The organism is Streptomyces sp. NPDC028289, from assembly GCF_055565975.1.
In genome coordinates, this window is sequence record NZ_JBVHTI010000003.1 from 1,081,573 (window position 1) to 1,097,463 (window position 15,891).

At 67.2% G+C, this 15,891-nt stretch carries 11 protein-coding genes and 1 pseudogene; 5 read left to right on the top strand and 7 right to left on the bottom strand.

Features of this window, described 5'->3' with window-relative positions; all coding sequences use genetic code 11:
- Positions 1-574: 574 nt before the first annotated feature.
- Both ACZ4UV_RS19050 and ACZ4UV_RS19055 read right to left on the bottom strand, forming a co-directional pair.
- Positions 575-2,035, bottom strand: coding sequence for a phytoene desaturase family protein (locus tag ACZ4UV_RS19050; RefSeq protein ID WP_467839104.1), 1,461 nt, complete (start codon positions 2,033-2,035; stop codon positions 575-577).
- Entirely contained in the window at positions 2,032-2,244 is a 213-nt protein-coding gene (locus ACZ4UV_RS19055; RefSeq protein ID WP_467839107.1) for a DUF3556 domain-containing protein, read from the bottom strand. The genes ACZ4UV_RS19050 and ACZ4UV_RS19055 overlap by 4 nt, the downstream gene beginning before the upstream one ends.
- A 567-nt stretch (positions 2,245-2,811) precedes the next feature.
- Here ACZ4UV_RS19055 and ACZ4UV_RS19060 point away from each other — a divergent pair.
- From ACZ4UV_RS19060 to ACZ4UV_RS19070, 3 genes are all read left to right on the top strand, one after another.
- A complete protein-coding gene (locus tag ACZ4UV_RS19060) occupies positions 2,812-3,954 on the top strand; it encodes an ice-binding family protein (protein WP_467839110.1) in 1,143 nt (380 codons plus the stop codon).
- Between the two features lie 303 nt (positions 3,955-4,257).
- Positions 4,258-4,848, top strand: a complete 591-nt coding sequence (locus tag ACZ4UV_RS19065) for a DUF5819 family protein (protein WP_467839113.1) — start codon at positions 4,258-4,260, stop codon at positions 4,846-4,848.
- Positions 4,849-4,927: 79 nt separating this feature from the next.
- Entirely contained in the window at positions 4,928-5,983 is a 1,056-nt protein-coding gene (locus tag ACZ4UV_RS19070; RefSeq protein ID WP_467839416.1) for an HTTM domain-containing protein, read from the top strand.
- 665 nt (positions 5,984-6,648) lie between these two features.
- Here the strand turns inward: ACZ4UV_RS19070 and ACZ4UV_RS19075 are convergent.
- The 4 genes and pseudogenes from ACZ4UV_RS19075 to ACZ4UV_RS19090 form a co-directional block, all read right to left on the bottom strand.
- Positions 6,649-7,521 carry a helix-turn-helix domain-containing protein gene (locus ACZ4UV_RS19075; RefSeq protein ID WP_467839116.1) on the bottom strand — a complete coding sequence of 291 codons (873 nt, stop codon included), beginning with the start codon at positions 7,519-7,521 and terminating at the stop codon, positions 6,649-6,651.
- 890 nt (positions 7,522-8,411) lie between these two features.
- A pseudogene (locus tag ACZ4UV_RS19080) lies at positions 8,412-8,821 on the bottom strand (hypothetical protein); the annotation flags it as partial.
- 380 nt (positions 8,822-9,201) lie between these two features.
- Positions 9,202-10,050 carry a toll/interleukin-1 receptor domain-containing protein gene (locus ACZ4UV_RS19085; protein WP_467839119.1) on the bottom strand — a complete coding sequence of 283 codons (849 nt, stop codon included), beginning with the start codon at positions 10,048-10,050 and terminating at the stop codon, positions 9,202-9,204.
- A 1,438-nt stretch (positions 10,051-11,488) separates the two neighbouring features.
- The gene (locus ACZ4UV_RS19090) at positions 11,489-12,409 is read right to left on the bottom strand and encodes a septum formation family protein (protein ID WP_467839122.1); all 921 of its coding nucleotides are present in this window, start codon (positions 12,407-12,409) and stop codon (positions 11,489-11,491) included.
- 443 nt (positions 12,410-12,852) lie between these two features.
- Between ACZ4UV_RS19090 and ACZ4UV_RS19095 the strand changes: the two genes are divergently transcribed.
- On the top strand, positions 12,853-13,917 hold the full coding sequence (locus ACZ4UV_RS19095; RefSeq protein ID WP_467839125.1) for an IS110 family RNA-guided transposase: 1,065 nt from the start codon (positions 12,853-12,855) through the stop codon (positions 13,915-13,917).
- Positions 13,918-14,470: 553 nt separating this feature from the next.
- Here the strand turns inward: ACZ4UV_RS19095 and ACZ4UV_RS19100 are convergent.
- Positions 14,471-15,016 carry a UTRA domain-containing protein gene (locus ACZ4UV_RS19100; protein ID WP_467839128.1) on the bottom strand — a complete coding sequence of 182 codons (546 nt, stop codon included), beginning with the start codon at positions 15,014-15,016 and terminating at the stop codon, positions 14,471-14,473.
- 491 nt (positions 15,017-15,507) lie between these two features.
- On the opposite strand from ACZ4UV_RS19100, the gene ACZ4UV_RS19105 reads away from it, so the two are divergent.
- Complete coding sequence (locus ACZ4UV_RS19105) at positions 15,508-15,870, top strand: hypothetical protein (protein WP_467839131.1); 363 nt, start codon at positions 15,508-15,510, stop codon at positions 15,868-15,870.
- The last annotated feature ends 21 nt before the right edge of the window (positions 15,871-15,891 follow it).

A 15,891-nucleotide genomic window follows, 5' to 3' on the forward strand; every position in this document is an offset into this window, starting at 1 on the left:
TCGCGCGAAATCCCGGGACGCTTTCGCGTAAGTCACCAAGGGTGCCCCCGCTGGCGATCCGACCGTGACCCAGCTCCGAAGGGACAAGCGGCTCCAAGAGGCTCCCGAACCTCGGCGCCTGCCGGTCACGTTGTGATGGCCCTCGGAGGTGGCGAGGCCGGGATCTGCCCACGGCGTCCAGGCAGGTCGGCGGCGAGAGCCCGGCCGCACCTGCGGCGGCACCGAGGTAAAGCACTGGGAGTGTTCCTGACGAATACGAAGGCGCGGTGTGGGAGGGTCACGGTGGACATGCTCGGGTAACTGGCCGTCCTCGGACTGGAGTGGGCCGGGTCGGCCACGGGCTATCCAGGTGGGCCGTCATCAGATGACGGCCCACCTTGTGGGATCGAACGGCAGATGTTCAGCTCGTTGGGTGGGCGGGGGCATCGCTCGTCGCGGGCCGGGGCGCCTGGCACCCGTGGACGGAGAGCAACCGTCTGATCGAACTCGGCTGCAAGGTCAACGGCGCCGTGGGCTGGAGCCTGGGGTCCGAGCAGGTCTCCCATGGCCTGGGCTGCGCGAGTGAGGAGCGCTTCTACGTGCGCGAGTCCTGGGAGCGCTCCTGAGCCTGCCAGGTCGGGCGGCCCCCCAGGTGGCGCAGTGCTGATGCCGCCGCCCCGGCGCCGCACATGCCGTGCACCCCAGGGCCGGGTGGGGTGGCCGCTGAGCACAGGAACACTCCGGGCAGGCCAGTGGCGTAGGGGTCCAGCGCCGGGCGGGCGCCCAGGAGGAGCTGGGAGACTGTCTTCGCTCCGGTGAGGATGTCGCCGCCGGTGAAGTTGGGGTTGGCCGCTGCGAAGTCGGCGGGGCGGGTGATGTGTCGGCCCACGATGCGTTCGTGTACGCCGGGGGCGAAGCGTTCGAGCTGCCGGAGGATCGCCTCCGTGGCGTCCCCGTCGTAGCCGTGCGGGACATGGGCGTACGTCCAGACGGGGTGGACGTCGCCGACCGACCGGGAGGGGTCGGCAAGGTACTGCTGGCCGACCAGGACGAAGGGCCGCTCGGGCATCCGGCCCTGCGTCACGTCCCGTTCCGTCCGGGCCACTTCGGCGAGCGGGCCGCCGAGGTGCACGGTCCCGGCCCGTTGTGCCCGCTCGTCCCTCCAAGGCACGCCACCCTCGACGGCCAGGTCCACCTTGAAGGCGCCAGGGCCACGGCGGAAGCGCCGGTACGCGCCCGTCACGCGGGCGGGCAGCCTGTCGCCGTAGAGGGCGGCGACCTGACCGGGGTCGAGGTCGAGCAGAGTCACGTCAGCGGGCGGGATCTGCCGCCGGGCGGTGATCCGCACACCGGTCTCGATCGTGCCGCCGGCGGCGAGGAGAGCCGCGGCCATGCTGCGGGCGATGGACTGCGAGCCGCCCTCGGCGACGGCCCACCCGGCGGCGTGGCCGGAGGTGAGGATGCCGAGCCCGATCGCCGAGACGAGCGGGTCCCAGAACGGCCGGAACGCGTGCGCCGCCACCCCGGCCCACAGAGCCTGGGCCTGCGGGGTCCGGAAGAGGCGCGCGAGGACCGCGGGAGGGAGCACGGCCGGGAGGCCGAACCGGGCGAGCAGCAGCGGGTGCGCCGGGATCCGTAGCAGCGGACCCATCACATCGTGCGCGAGGGCGTCCCAGCGCCGTACCAAGGGCTCCAGCAGGGCCCGGTAGCGGCGGCCGTCCTGGCCGAGCCCGGCGGCGGTCTCCGTGACGGAGCGCAGCAGGACCCCGGCCGTCCCGTCGTCCAGCGGGTGCACACAGTCGATCTCCGGCAGTCGCCAGCGCAGCCCGTGGCGTTCGAGGCCGAGGGCCCGGAGCGCGGGCGAGGTGACGGCCATGGGGTGGATGGCCGAACAGTGGTCGTGCAGCAGGCCGGGCAGGATCGCCTCGTGGCTGCGCGTGCCACCGCCGACCTCGTCGGCGGCCTCGAGCAACGTGACGTCCACGCCATCTCGCGCGAGGAGGGCCGCGGCGGCGAGCCCGTTGGGCCCGCCACCGACGACGACCGCGGTCGTCATGACGCCAACACCGTGGGCGGGACGCCGGGCGCCGAGCGCAGTACGTGACGGGACACGGCGCCGCGCACGGGATGGTCCGGGCCATCGGTGGGCCCGTGCTGCCGGGTCACCATGGCGCGCACCGTGACGTGGCCTTGTCCGAGCAGGCCAAGGGCGGCGTCGTGGATCTCATACGCCACAGTCTGCCGGTGGAAGGGCTGCCCTTTCAAATATCACTGACGTCAGCCGTGCTCTTATTCCTCGGCGCTTCCATGCGTCGAGGGCCTTGGTACGTCAGGGCGATCCTTGCCGGTGGCCTGGTCAACCGATCAGGTCCTCACCGAAGGATGGGCGCAGGCTGTGGTGAAGTCCTCTTCGCGGTACCTGGATTGCGCTCCGGTGACGCGCAGAGGTCGGCTCCCTTCCCTGGCCCCACGCAAAGCCTTCATGGTCTTCTCGCGGTGTTCCTTCCGCTCCGCCAGTGATACGACTCTCCTCCGGAGAGAATCGCGGAGCTGCTCATTTACTCAACACGCCGGTGAGGCGTCGGGGGTCGGGTGAGGGCGGTATCGGCCGAGGGGCTGCGGATGTATGAATTTCCTTGCTGCCTGGGCTGACCTGGGAAGTGACGTCACCGTGTCGCCCGTCCCGTCTAAGCAGGAACGACCATTCGGCCTATTAAAAATTTTCTGAGCATTTGTGATCGGCTCGCCAGGTTGGGCGAAAACGCGCGCATGAGTTGCAAGTTGGAGCATGCGCCTGCGTAATATTCCAGGGGCAGAGACAGGCGATTCTGTGTGACCGAGAACCGCCAAATTCGTCTCCATCCCCTCACAGGAGCTGGCCCTTCGATGACGCCCAATTTCCCTGTCGCGCCTCTGCGGCGCACTTTGTCGGTATGGATCGCGGCGGTACTTGCCGTGGTGATCTCCGCTGTCGTAGTCGCTGTGTCGCCGACACAGGCAAGTGCCCTCGCCACGTTTGTAGATCTGGGCAGGGCGGACAGCTTCGCGGTACTGGCCGGTTCGGCAACCACCAACACCGGCCCCTCGGTGATCACCGGGGATGTCGGAGTGTCTCCGGGAACGTCCATCAGCGGATACGGGCCGCCCGCCGTGGTGAACGGGACCCAGCACTCTGCGGACACTGTGGCTCAGGACGCCCAGACCGACCTGATCACGGCGTACGACGATGCTGCCGGGCAGCCCTCCGACGGGGCACTTCCCCCGGACGCCGGTGGCCTGACGCTGGTTCCGGGCGTCTACACAGCCTCCTCCACTCTCGGGCTCACCGGCACCCTCACCCTGGATGCCCAGGGGGACCCCAACGCGGTCTGGGTGTTCCAGATCGGTTCGGGTCTGACGACGGCGTCCAGCAGCAGCGTGTCCCTCATCAACGGCGCTTCGCCGTGCAATGTGTTCTGGAAGGTCGGTAGTTCGGCCACTCTTGGCACCAGCACCGCCTTCGTGGGCAACATCCTGGCCATGACCTCGATCACTGCCACCACGAGCGCGACCATCGAGGGACGGGCGCTGGCCCGTAACGGTGCCGTGACGCTGGACACCAACACGATCACCCGGCCACAGTGCGCGGCCGGCACCACGGGTGGCACCACGACGACCGGGACGACCGCTACCGGCGGGACGACTGGGACGACCGCTACCGGCGGGACGACTGGGACGACCGCTACCGGCGGGACGACTGGGACGACCGCTACCGGCGGGACGACCGGGACGACCGCTACCGGCGGGACGACCGGGACGACCGCTACCGGCGGCACGACCGGGACCACTGGAACCACGACCGGCGGAACTTCGGGCGGAACCACCGGCGGAACGTCCGGTGGGAACGGCCACGGCTGCAAGCCCGAACACAACGAGTACGGCGACAAGCCCGAAAAGCCTGGCCAGGACGACAGCTACGGCTGTGACCCTGCCTAGCATGCGCGACCCACTCCAGCGGGGTGACTGCTCGCAAGCAGCCACCCACGTGCGCGAGTAGGACGGGTGGCGTGCGGCGCGGATCGTCATCGATTCCGCCGCACGCCGCAGGCGGAAGCCAAGGAGAACCAAGTGAGAGAAGTCGGGACGGAAGGACCGGATAGGGCCGTGCGGGGTGGCATTGCGTCAGCAGATGCTGACGAATCGGACCAGGCGGGCGCTAGGCCGACCGCACAGAAGCGGAGCGGGAGACCGACTGCGTTCCAAGCGTCTTCAGAGCCGCCCGTCGTTCTGAAGGCCGGAGTGCAAGTCGCCGTGGTCCTGTGCCTGGCGGCGGCCCTGGTACACGTGCTCCTGGTGTTCCTGCAGGTGGCACCGCCGAATCCCCTCTCCCGGCAGTACAGCCGGCAGGTCAACGCATGGGTCTTCCCGTTGTTCGAGCAGAACTGGCGGCTCTTCGCCCCGGACCCGGAGTCGGTCAACCGGCAGATCTCGGCAAGGACCGCGCACACCACCCCGGACGGCACCGCCCAGGTCAGCGGCTGGTTCGACCTGACCGCCGTCGACACAGCCGCGGTGGAACACGACCCCTTCCCGAGCCACACAGCACAGAACATGCTGCGCCGGGCCTGGATTTCCTACCTCGAAACGCACGGCGGCGACGACCATCCGCGCTCGCAACGCGCTTTGATGATCCAGCAGTACCTGCGCAACATCGCAGCGGATCGCGTCGCCGCACATCGCCACGGCGCATTCGAGTCCATCCAACTGCGGGTGATCACCCTGCCCATCACCGCGCCGCCCGCAGCGGGCGGCCCCGGCACGGCCCCGCCACGGCCCACCGACACCCGTTACCTGCCCTGGTGGAAGGCGGCCCGCCATGCAACAGGCTGAGCAGACATCGGCCCCGGCAACCACGTCGTCGCAGCCCGGACACGGCACCGAACGGGCGAGCGCACAGGCGCCGCAGCACATGCCGGCCCGTGTCGCTGCGCTCCTCACGCTCCTGCTGGAGCAGCCGATCTCCCTGTACGCTGCGGCGGTTCTGCGCATCGGGTACGGGTTCCTCTACTTCGCCTTCCTGCTGCGCGAGTTTCCCCACCGCGACGAGATCTGGGGTCCCGGCTCACCGTGGACGCCGGCACTGGCCAAGCAGCTCTTCGACCAGACCGGCTGGGCCAGCATCCTCACCCTGTCCGACAGCCGGGCCTACTTCGAGGTCTGCTACGCGGCAGCCATCGTCATCTCCGCACTGTTCATGCTGGGCTGGCGGACCAGAGCGGTGTCCGCGCTCTTCGCGGTCGTAGTGACGTCGTTCCACGCCAGGGCGATCTTCATGACGGACGGAGGGGACAACCTCATCCTCCTCATGGCCCTCTACCTCGTCGTCACCGCATGCGGCCGACGCTGGTCTCTCGACGCGCGCAGGGCCCGGCTCCGGGCATCCGTCGGCAAGGCAGTCCGGCTGCCGCGGGACCAGGCATCCGGCGAGCTGCGACGCCACCTCCGCGACGCGCGCCTGACAGTGATCACCGTGCTGCACAACTGCGGCATGCTCGTCATCGCCGCCCAGGTCTGCTTCCTCTACGGATCCGCGGGCCTGTACAAGGTGCAGGGCGCCTCCTGGGGCAACGGCACCGCCCTCCATTACGCCCTGAATCTCAACCTGTTCCAGCCCTGGCCCGCGCTCTCCGCCATGGCGGACGAACACGACGTACTGATCGCCATCACCTGCTACCTGACGGTGCTGTTGCAGGTGGCCTTCCCGTTCGTCCTGTTCGGCAGGCTCAAGTACCCCGTCCTGAGCACGCTGTTGGGCATGCACGTGGGTATCGCGGTGTTCCTGGGCCTGCCGCTCTTCTCCGGCGCGATGATCGTCGCGGACGCGGTGTTCCTTCCGGACCGCTTCTACCGGTACTTGGGACAGCTGTCGCGGCGAGTTGTCCCGTGGGCCGACGTCAGGGAAGCACCGACTCCGACCCCCGCAGAGGCTGCACTGGTACCTCCGCAGTCGGGACATACCCGCTGAGGCCGGCACTTGGTGCCGCCGCACGACCGGAAATCCAACTCGCCGGCCGCTCGGTGCATCACGGCTTCCAGCCCTCGTCAGGACCCGCAGATGCCTTCGGCGTCGCGCTCCCGGGCTGCCGGACCGGGTAGAGCACCGTGGTTGGGTGCCAGGTCCGGCAGCCCCATCCGTCCAGCGCGCAGACCTGCCTTCTGTCCCGGTCTGTTGGCCGGCCGCAAGCCCGGACGGCGGTGCCCTGGCTCAGTGGATGTTGCTGCCTGACCTCGATGGCCCCTGGTCTCTGAGGAGAAACCAGGGGCCATCTGCCATGGCAGTCGGTCACCGCGGCCAAACGCGTTGTGGTCCCGCAGCTTGAGCCGAGGAAAGCAGCCGCGGAACCACAGGACACCGGTGCACGCGTGCCAACCCCAATAACGCCTGTCACCGGCCGAGGTCACGGCACCAGCAACCACCCACGCTGCCCCCAGTGAGAGTGTGGGAGAAGGCGAGGCGGAAGGCGGACCCGAGCCTGGTGGGTCTCATTCGCCCCCCGTCCGGCGCCGTTCAAAGGTGCCGCGACCACTCGCTCCGCCCCAGGTCAGAAAATCCCCGTCTCCCACCGAACCCCGGACGAAGACTTGGAGAGCGTGTTGGGTGCAACTCCCTCGGTGAGGCCGTCAGGGTACTCAGGGGCGGCCTGCCGCGTCGATGTGGGACTTGGTGGCGGCGGTGATGAAGTCGTGTGTGTCGTCCGGGCTGAGGGCTCGGGCCTGGAGGTGGTCGTACATCGCGGCGTACTGCTGTACGGCAGACTGTCTTTCCAGGTAGAGGTCGCTGGTGAAGCGTTCCAGGTACACCACCCCTGTCTGCGGGCCGTCGGCGAACCGCAGGATGGAGAACTGTCCTGAGAGGCCCGGGTGGGCGCCCACCGTGTAGGGGAGGACTTGCACGGTGATGTGCGGCTCGGCGCCGAGTGCGTTCAAATGCTCCAGCTGCTCGCGCATGACGTCGGGACCGCCGACGACACGGCGCAGTGCCGATTCCTCCAGGACGACCCGCAGACGCAGTGGTGAGGTGGGGTCGTAGATCCTGTGCTGACGGCGCAGCAGCACCTTGAGGCGCCGGGCGGCCTGTTCGGCAGTGATCGGGGGAATCGTTTCCTCGATGACGGCACTGGCGTAGGCAGGGGTCTGCAGCAGGCTGGGAATCACCATGGGCTCGTAGGCATGGATCGAGGCGGCGTCCGTTTCGAGGCCGATATGGACGCCGTGGGGGTGCTCGCCGTAGGCGCTCCACCATCCCCGCTGTCCCGACTCCTGGGCCATGTGCATCAGGGAGTCGACGACCTGCTGGTCCGTCACCCCGTAGATGGCGCAAAGGTCGCGTACATCGCGCGGGCTGATGGCACGGCGGCCGTTCTCCACATGGCTGATCTTGGGCTGGGAGACCATGAGCCGCTCAGCCACTTCCGTGCTCTTCAGCCCACTGTCATGGCGAAGCCGGCGCAGTTCGGCCCCCAGACGGCGTCTCCTCACGGTGGGACTGATGATCACCGTCATGCGCGGGATACCTCCGGATCCACGTCGTTGTCAGATCCGAAGGCTGGCATGGGACACGACTTGTCGATCATGTGCCATGCCGTCGTGTGCGCGGACCGGTGAAACGGACTGTGACGTTGTCATTTTCCTTTCCTGTACCGACATGCGGGCTCTTCGTGCCGCTGCGTCCCGGGGGGCGTGCGCGAGGCCGTCCGGGGGTGGCGCCCTGCGAGGCGCGGTGATCTGCGAGCAGCCGTTCCTGCGGGCGGCGGGCGAGGTCTCGGTTCTTGTGGTGCGGGTGGACCACGGTTCCGGTGATGGCGAGGACATGCCCGGATGTCGTGAGCTGCTCGATGTTCTGAGGGAGTGTCGGCTCGGGTCCCTGCCATCAGGAACCGTCCCGGCGTGCAGCAGACCCGAAGGCGCACACGAGCAGCGTGGAGGTCTGGGCGACCAGCATCGCGAGCCCTGGCCGCCGGATGCCGCCCATGAGAGGCCGCAAGAAGAAGTCCGGACGGTTGTGGTGCTCCTCACCGGCGGCCGTCTCGGAGGATTCGACCTACAGGTCGGCCAGGTCTTCCTTGAGGCTCTCCGTCTGCCGGCGGTTGAGTCGGCGCAGCCGCACCGTGTCTGCGTCCAGGCGATCGGCTCGTGGCCGCCGGGTTCCCGTGGTTGCCCGGCCCCGGATCGCACGCTCACCGCGTACGCGCCGGGGCGGGGTCTGCGGATTCGACGACGCGTACCGCAGGGCCGGCCGGGCTTGTGAGGAGGTCGTCCGGCAGGCCGGAGAGCAGGAAGTCGTTGCCGGTGAGGGCGAGCATGCGAGCCAGCACCGGTGGCGGGTGGTGCAACCGAAAGGATCCACCGGCCACGGCGGTGGCCCGCGACGCGTGGAGGAAGACGTTGAGGCCGCGGCAAGCCTCCTCGACGTCGCCGGCACGTAGGTGGGCGTCGGCGAGCACCATGGTTGCGAAGAAGTCGCTCCGGACGAACTGCCGCTCATGGCGTTCTCGGCGTGGGCGACAGCCTGCTGGGCGCTGTTGACGTCACGGAAGCAGTGGGCGGCCTCTGCGGCAAGCTCGGCCTCGTCGAAATAGCTGATCCACTCGGGCTCGTCGTCGTTGTTCCGACTCTCCAGTGCCTTCGTAGCCGCGCTCAAGGCGGCCTCACAAGCCCGAACGTCCCCGGTCCGGGCAAGCGCGCGTGCCTCCATGGCGTGGAACTGGGCGCGAAGCGTGGGTGTGGCCACGGGAGAGATACCCATGAGAGCAGCACGGGCGAGCGTCGCGCCCTGCGTGTATCGGCCGAGGAACGTCGCCTTACGTTTCGCCTCTCCGCCGTCGGTCTGCCGCTCGGCCGGGACCGGCGCCCCAGCGCCGCAGCCCGGACGAAGCGGCAGACCGAAACGCTCGGCGGCTGGCTGGGACGTTCGTAGCTGAGCTGTATGAGGGGACTCAGCTTGGGAAGCCGCGGGCTTGTAGGGGTTATTAGAACGCTGACCTGAGCGAACGGCTGGGCTGCGGTCTCTTCGGGCTGGGCTGAATTCACCCCTCTGTCCGCGCCCGATCTGGTGCGGCTGTGCTCCGCCTGCGTTGTGAGCGTTTTCCCGTACCTCACAGAGCGTCGGATCGGTCCGGTGTTTCGGCGACCGAGAATACTCCAAATCGGGGATCTTATCAGGTATTCGCAGGGCCGTGTGAGCTAGTCCCTGGCATTGGGGAGAGGCTCCGAGAAGTCTTTCGCAGCAATCGCGACCCATTCGGGTTGCGAGCTGTCCAGAGGGATTTCTTGCCTAAGTGAAGCCCCGAGAAGGTAGCCGAATAGCAGTTTCTTTTCGGAGTATTCAAGATTAAAGCGCCTGCAGACGTAGGCGTACGTGCCTGCGATGCGCTCCCAAGCTCTAATCTCGCCTTCCCTGGCCTCCTTCAGGTCTCTCTGGAAATCAGCAGCCATCTCTTCCCATGTTTGAGGGAAAACCTCAATCAAGGTTTCCTGAATAAGTCGAAGTCGGCGCAGTTGCGGCTGAGTCAAGGGCTCCCGCAGTGTGGGCCACTGCTGGAGGCTACCGACTGGATACGATTCGACCTTGCTCTCAAGATGCTTCTGAGCCTCGGCTCGCCGTTTAATCTCGCTAAACGTATCCGGGCGAGCGACGCGGACGATCTCTAGTGCAACATGAAGGGTGGGTAATCCGGCGGAAACTAGCGCGACTTTGTCGGCCAAGTGGGGGCTATAATTTATAATATCGTCGCGGGTAATGTTATGCCAAACTGGTAGAATTCTCTTTGCCTTCCCTGTCTCCAGGGTGACTAGGCTCCGAAACTCGTACTCCGGCCATGGTTTCTTCAGGAAGTTGGGACTCAGAACCACAACACCGTATTTGGCGTCAATTAGCCCCCTGTCGATTGACGAAGAAAGACTGTCGCCCACCGATAGGCTGAACTCGTCGTACCAAACGTCTAGGCCAAGCGATTTCAGATGGCTAGCCAGGGGGCGGACGAACTCATCCTTGTCCTCAGACGCATGGGAGATGAAAAGATCATGCTTCATGCTCGAGCCTCTCTCGGATGACGAACTCAGACCTTATCGTCATCATGACACATGCGCGTCAAGGGTGAGACTGGTTCGGCCGAGTACGGCGGCTTGCAGCGCGGACGGTGTGGTGTTCAGGGGAGGTCTGTCTTCTTTCGCCTTTGGCCACTGTGGAGCGGCATCGGACGGACCGGAGACGGCGCAGCTCTGCCTATGTGCGGTGCCTCGATGCGGTCCGTCTGAACCTCAGCCGACGACAGTCGGTCACGGTGGTGGGCCAGCTGACCGATCAGGCGGCGCGTATGCCTCGCTTCACCCTCACCGGCCTCGACCACGCTGCTGGTGCCGTTGACCAGGAGCAACCTTCGACGGCCGGCCCGTGACGCCAGTGCCCGAGTCCTCAGCTTGGGAACTCGGGTTTCTTGGCGACGGTTGCTGTGCTGACCTGCGGCGCAACGGTGTAGGTGCCTAATGCCCGCAGCTTGCGTTCCCCGGTGTTCCCCGTGGCTCCCGGCACGACCTGGCAGGGTTCTGGCACGTCTGCCGGGGTGCCAGCCACAGGGACAAGGGCGTTGTCAGTGGCGGCTGTTAGCTTCCGTGGCAGAGATGAGCCGGTTCGATGTTCTCGGTGAAGAACACGGCGGCCAAGGGGGGTGGCCGGATAGGGGTCCCCAAACCACTGGGTCCCGGGATGCCGAATGGCTCCGCACCCACCCCCCTCACGACCTTCTGATCCGTAGCTCTAGCCGGATCGGCCAGAGGCGGTCATACCGGCCGCTACGAGGCCCTGGACGGACGCTACCGGACGCGGGCGATTGCTGGGGTTGCGATACCTGGCTGCTGTACCGCAGGATCCCGGCGGGGGTGTCCATGGAACGGCATGTGCTGGAATCGCTGTTGGCCGGTGACGATGAGGCGTCCGTGAGGGGTCTGGCCACCCTCCGCAGCGGGGCCACCTACTGGGTGGCAGACCGGGCACAACCCGCAGGACAGCATGCCGGAGTCTTCAAGCACCGACTTCAGCGCATGCGGATGTACGGACTCGAACCTCTTGGGCTGGAACGAGCAGTACAGTTCGTCCGCGAACATGGCAGGCCTGTGCGCACAGGGCTGATTGATTCTGCCGATCGGACATGGACCACCCTGCTCTTCCTCACCGAGGACGGCAGCGCACTAGTGGCCTGCGCCGGCTGGCTGCTGCCGCTTGTCAGAAAGCCACCGCTTTAGGAGCGAGGTGAGGTGGTCACAAGCCTGACCTGCGGATTCCGTACTTGGGCAGAGTCCGGCCGACTCACCTCTGGAGACCCCGGTTCCCCGTGAGTCCCCATCCGTTATGGCACGGGAGTGGCACGGCCACGGGACCGTGCCATGGTCGGAGCGCACGTGGCCCGGCGTCCTGGGCGGAGGCGGTTGGAGGTCGAGGCCGGCCCGATTAGCAGCCCGAGGCGTGCCGACCCTAGAACGGCGGCCCGAAAGAGGTGGCGGGGAGATCCGAAGCCAGCCGCAGAGCCTTCCGTACGTCTCGCTGGTACTTGTATGAAGGTTGGTTCCAGGCGTTGTCACAACGGGCCCAGTAACTGTTGTCCGAATGTGCCGCCACGGCCTTGCGCCACAGCTCGGCGCTCTTTCGAAGTTCCCCGACGTAGGCGGTGACCTTGGGCCTGGCGCCTGCAGACCAGGCGGCGGCTTTGAGGCCGTCTGCCTCATGGTCCAGCGTGGCCGCCATCTTCGCAGACCAGGCACGATCGGCGGCCACGCTGCCCCGGTGCGGATAGGTCTTGAAGACGCGCGCGGAGGTCAGCTCCAGCTTGAGGAAGGCAAGCTGGTCTGTTGTCAAGCTGGCCTCTTGGACTCGTACGCTGCCTGTGGTCTGACCGTCCGTGTCGGCCGTAAAGCAGGTGGCCGTCCTGTTACCCGACTGCTGGATCTCACGGGTCGGGTAGTAGTAGTTGACGCCCGTCGTGTGGGGCAAGGACCAGTCGTCCATGACGTAGTCGGTCAGCCGATCCCTGCACTGGTTGTATGACTGTTTCGCGAGGACGTCGTCGGCGCCAGTGGACCCGGTGAGTGCGAGCGTGGCGAACACTTCGCCGTCGTGTGGCTGGGAGCACGGCACAGGTGCCGCGGTGTAGACCTCTCCGTGCTGTGAGCTATTGAAGCAGTCGCCCACCGCGAGACTTATGGCCGACCGATCGCCTGCGCCGGACATTCGCTTGTCCGGATTTCCGTCGGCGTTACTGGAGATTCTTCCGATGATCAGACCCATCGCCAGCGCGGCCCCACCGAGCACTAGCACACCCGAGATCGCCAGGCGGCGACCCTTTTGGTTGCGCTTGGAGCCGGGCTCAGACGGCTTGGGCAGCGATATGGCGGACATGGATCTCCGGTCGACCTTGGCAGACACGTGTGCGGAGCCGGATCTTTGCACACGACCAGTTTTCCGTCACCCCCGTGCACCTTGCGCGAGTTGAGCACCTTCCTCAGCTCAACACTCTCCCCAGCTCCCATCCCGTACGCCGTCGACCCACACACCGTGGAGCGGGCGTGGTTCATGGCGTCCAGGTGGAGCGCGCCACTGTACGAACGACTGTGAGGATTCACCGCGGCGCTGCTTGGCAGGCCTGACCCACCGAACGATTGACGCTTCGAGCTGTCCTCTCCAGGAATCGTCGGCCGGCTGGGCGGCGCTTTGCACGCGGCCGGTCGGGCGCCTGTGACCTCATAGGAGCCCGGCCAAAGGTCCCACCACAGTCTTGTCCAGCCGCCCGACCGGCCCGTGCGATCCCTCGCGTATCGCACGGAAGGACAGCACGACACAGCATGGCAGGCCAGATCGTGGTGGTCGGCGGCGTGGACACCCACACCGACTTCCACCAGGCCGCGGTGATCGACTCCATCGGCCGGCACGTTGCCACCGCACTGTTCCCCACGAGTCCCGATGGCTACCGGCGCCTGTTGGAGTGGATGCGCTCGCACGGTGATGTGCTCGCCGTCGGGGTCGAAGGCACTGGCGCCTACGGCTCCGAACTCGCCCGCTTCCTCTTGGCGAACGAGGTCACCGTCGTCGACGTTGACCGCCCCGACCGCAAGGCCCGGCGGGCCAACGGCAAGTCCGACCCCGTCGATGCCTACGCGGCCGCGACCGCCGTCCTGTCCGGCCGCGCCAACGGCCGGCCGAAAACCCGCGACGGCATCGTGGAGGCCATCCGATCCCTGCGGGTCGTCCGGCGTTCGGCCATCAAGGCCCGCACCCAGACGATCAACCAGATCCGTACGCTCATCGTCTCGGCCCCTGCCGAGGTACGTGAACGCCTACGTGGCCTGCCCACTTACCAGCTGATCTCGCAGCTTTCCCGCTCCCGCCCCGGCACCGATCTCGCCGACCCGAGCTGTGCGGTCAAAACCGCCCTGCGGCGACTGGCTCGCCGCCACCAAAACCTCACCGAGGAGATAGCCGAGGCTGACGCGGAACTCCAACCCCTGGTCACGCAGGCGGCGCCGGGGCTATTGGAACTGATCGGTGTCGGCACCGAGACGGCCGCCCAGCTCCTGATCACCGCCGGCGACAACCCCGACCGTCTGAAATCCGAAGCCTCCTTCGCTCACCTCTGCGGCGCAGCCCCAATCTCCGCAAGCTCCGGCCGGACCAACCGCCACCGCCTCAACCGCGGCGGTGACCGCCAGGCCAACCATGCCCTCCACACGATCGCCCTCGTGCGCATGCGCTACGACGCTCGCACACGGCTCTACGTCGCACGCCGCACAGCCGAAGGCATGTCAAAGAAGGACATCTTCCGCTGCCTCAAACGCTTCATCGCGCGCGAGGTCTACAAGCACCTGACCAGCACGAACACCTCACAGGCAGAACTCCTACAGACTGCTTGACGATCTAAGGAGCTTCCTGGACGCCATGGGCCGCGTCTGCTCGGCTCTGCCTGGGTCGATGGTGTGCGGGATGGGAGCCCCCCAGCATCCGCCACGATGGACCCGCGGTCCGCGATGGCGCCCCCTCCATCCCGGTGCCGGCCGATCCCCCGCCGGAGGCATTGTCTTGACCGTGGGCCGCTCTATGCGGTGATCGACTCATGGCCTCCGGTCCTATCCACACGTGGGCGCGCGTCGGCGCAGCGCGGGCGGAGCGGGCCGAAGGCAGGAGCGGCGCCCGGCGCGGAGCCGGGAGTGCGCCCGGCGGAGCGGAGCGCAGCCGGGCTTGATGACGTGGAGAAGGTATGAGCCAACTGCGCCTAAGGGCTGTCCCGTAATCCCCGGCGGGCGCACGACGACAGCTACGGCACCTCGCAGCGTTGTCGGGCTCGCCCGAATACGCCCAGTATGAGGACGACCCTCCGCCTTGCGATGCACCGCATCTGACGCCGCGCGCTGATCCACCAGGGATTACGGGACAGCCCTTAGACGCGCGTCTAGACGTGCGCTGCGGCTACAGCCTGAACGACAGTTCCAACTCGTCGCCCGGTAGGTGGAACTCCTCAAGGGCCAAGGGCTTGTCCGCCATCTTGAGCGTCACGCGCAGGACATGGAGAAGCGGCACCCCGTCCGCGAGTCGGAGGGCCTGGGCCTGATCCGGGAGAGGCATGCGCGTGCGGACGTACTCCGTGAAGTGGAGTTCGTGGCCCAGGTCGGTGAGGGCGGCGTAGAGCTCCGGCGCCGGCGGTGGGGCCTCCTCCTCGTACTTGGTGTCGATGAGGACCGAGAACGGCACGTACGTCCGGTGGAGTTGGCGGAGGTGGCCGTTGTCTGCCGTCTGTAGGGCGTCGTACGTGAACATCGGCTCGCCCGGCGGGATGCGGAGCAGGTCCGCCAGGGCCAACGGGGCGTCGGTCCGGGTGGCTACCGGCGGCTCGGCGTCGGTCCAGCGGATTCCGTCGGCCTCGATGTAGCGGCCGTCCGAGGCTCGGCGTACGCCGCGCGGGCGGGTGAGGCCGGGGCGGCTGTGGGGGGAGCGGGCGAAGGTGCCGCGGCCCAAGATTGGTACAAGCTGGACGGCACCTCGGCGGCGGGCGACACGTACAGGCGCCGCCGTCGAGCCCTGAACACTGCCCTTGAACACGCGATGGTCGCGGGCGACCTCTCGGAGAACCCGCTTCAGCGCGCCCGCCGGAAGCACGTCGGCGCCAATGACGTGGTAGACCGGCGCGTCCTCGTGAACGCCCTACAGGCCCGTCAGTTGCTCGCGGCAGTCTCTCCTACGTCGGATCGTGGAATCGCTGCCGCGGGAGGCGTCTGGTGGCCTTCTACGCCGTCCTGTACTACGCGGGCCTGCGTCCGGCTGAGGCGGTAGGACTGAGGCGGTCTGACTGCCATCTCCCGGACACAGGATGGGGCACGCTAACGCTCCGGGAGACGCGTCCCGTCTCCGGGAAGCAGTGGACCGATTCCGGGGAACGTCACGACCGCCGCGGGCTGAAAGCAAGGGAGGCCAAAAGCGACCGTCCGGTGCCTATCCCGCCTGTCCTGGTGGCGATCCTGCGGGCACACCTGGACGCGTTCGGCGCGGCCAAGGAAGGGCGCGTGTTCGGAAACGAGCGTGGGGGCGTGGTCGGCTCATCCACCTACTGGCGAGTGTGGGAGGAAGCGCGGGAGTACGCGCTGCCGCCCGAGCGAGTCGACTCGCCGTTGGCAGGGCGCCCGTACGACCTACGGCACGCTTGCATCACGCGGTGGCTCAACGCGGGAGTCCCGATCGCCGAGGTAGCCCGGCGAGTCGGCAATTCTCCCGAGGTGATCCATCGCCGTTACCACGGCTGCATCGATGGCCACGAGGAAGCGGCCAACGCGAAGATCACAAAGGCGCTGGAAGAAGACGGCGATGCGGCCTAGTGCTATGACTGCATGGGTTAG

What these genes read in the sequence shown, in the direction of transcription:
- ACZ4UV_RS19050 (WP_467839104.1), bottom strand. Translation starts at nt 2,035, where the DNA reads ATGACGACCGCGGTCGTCGTCGGTGGCGGGCCCAACGGGCTCGCCGCC.
- ACZ4UV_RS19075 (WP_467839116.1), bottom strand. Translation starts at nt 7,521, where the DNA reads ATGACGGTGATCATCAGTCCCACCGTGAGGAGACGCCGTCTGGGGGCC.
- ACZ4UV_RS19090 (WP_467839122.1), bottom strand. Translation starts at nt 12,409, where the DNA reads ATGTCCGCCATATCGCTGCCCAAGCCGTCTGAGCCCGGCTCCAAGCGC.
- ACZ4UV_RS19095 (WP_467839125.1), top strand. Translation starts at nt 12,853, where the DNA reads ATGGCAGGCCAGATCGTGGTGGTCGGCGGCGTGGACACCCACACCGAC.
- ACZ4UV_RS19085 (WP_467839119.1), bottom strand. Translation starts at nt 10,050, where the DNA reads ATGAAGCATGATCTTTTCATCTCCCATGCGTCTGAGGACAAGGATGAG.
- ACZ4UV_RS19070 (WP_467839416.1), top strand. Translation starts at nt 4,928, where the DNA reads ATGCCGGCCCGTGTCGCTGCGCTCCTCACGCTCCTGCTGGAGCAGCCG.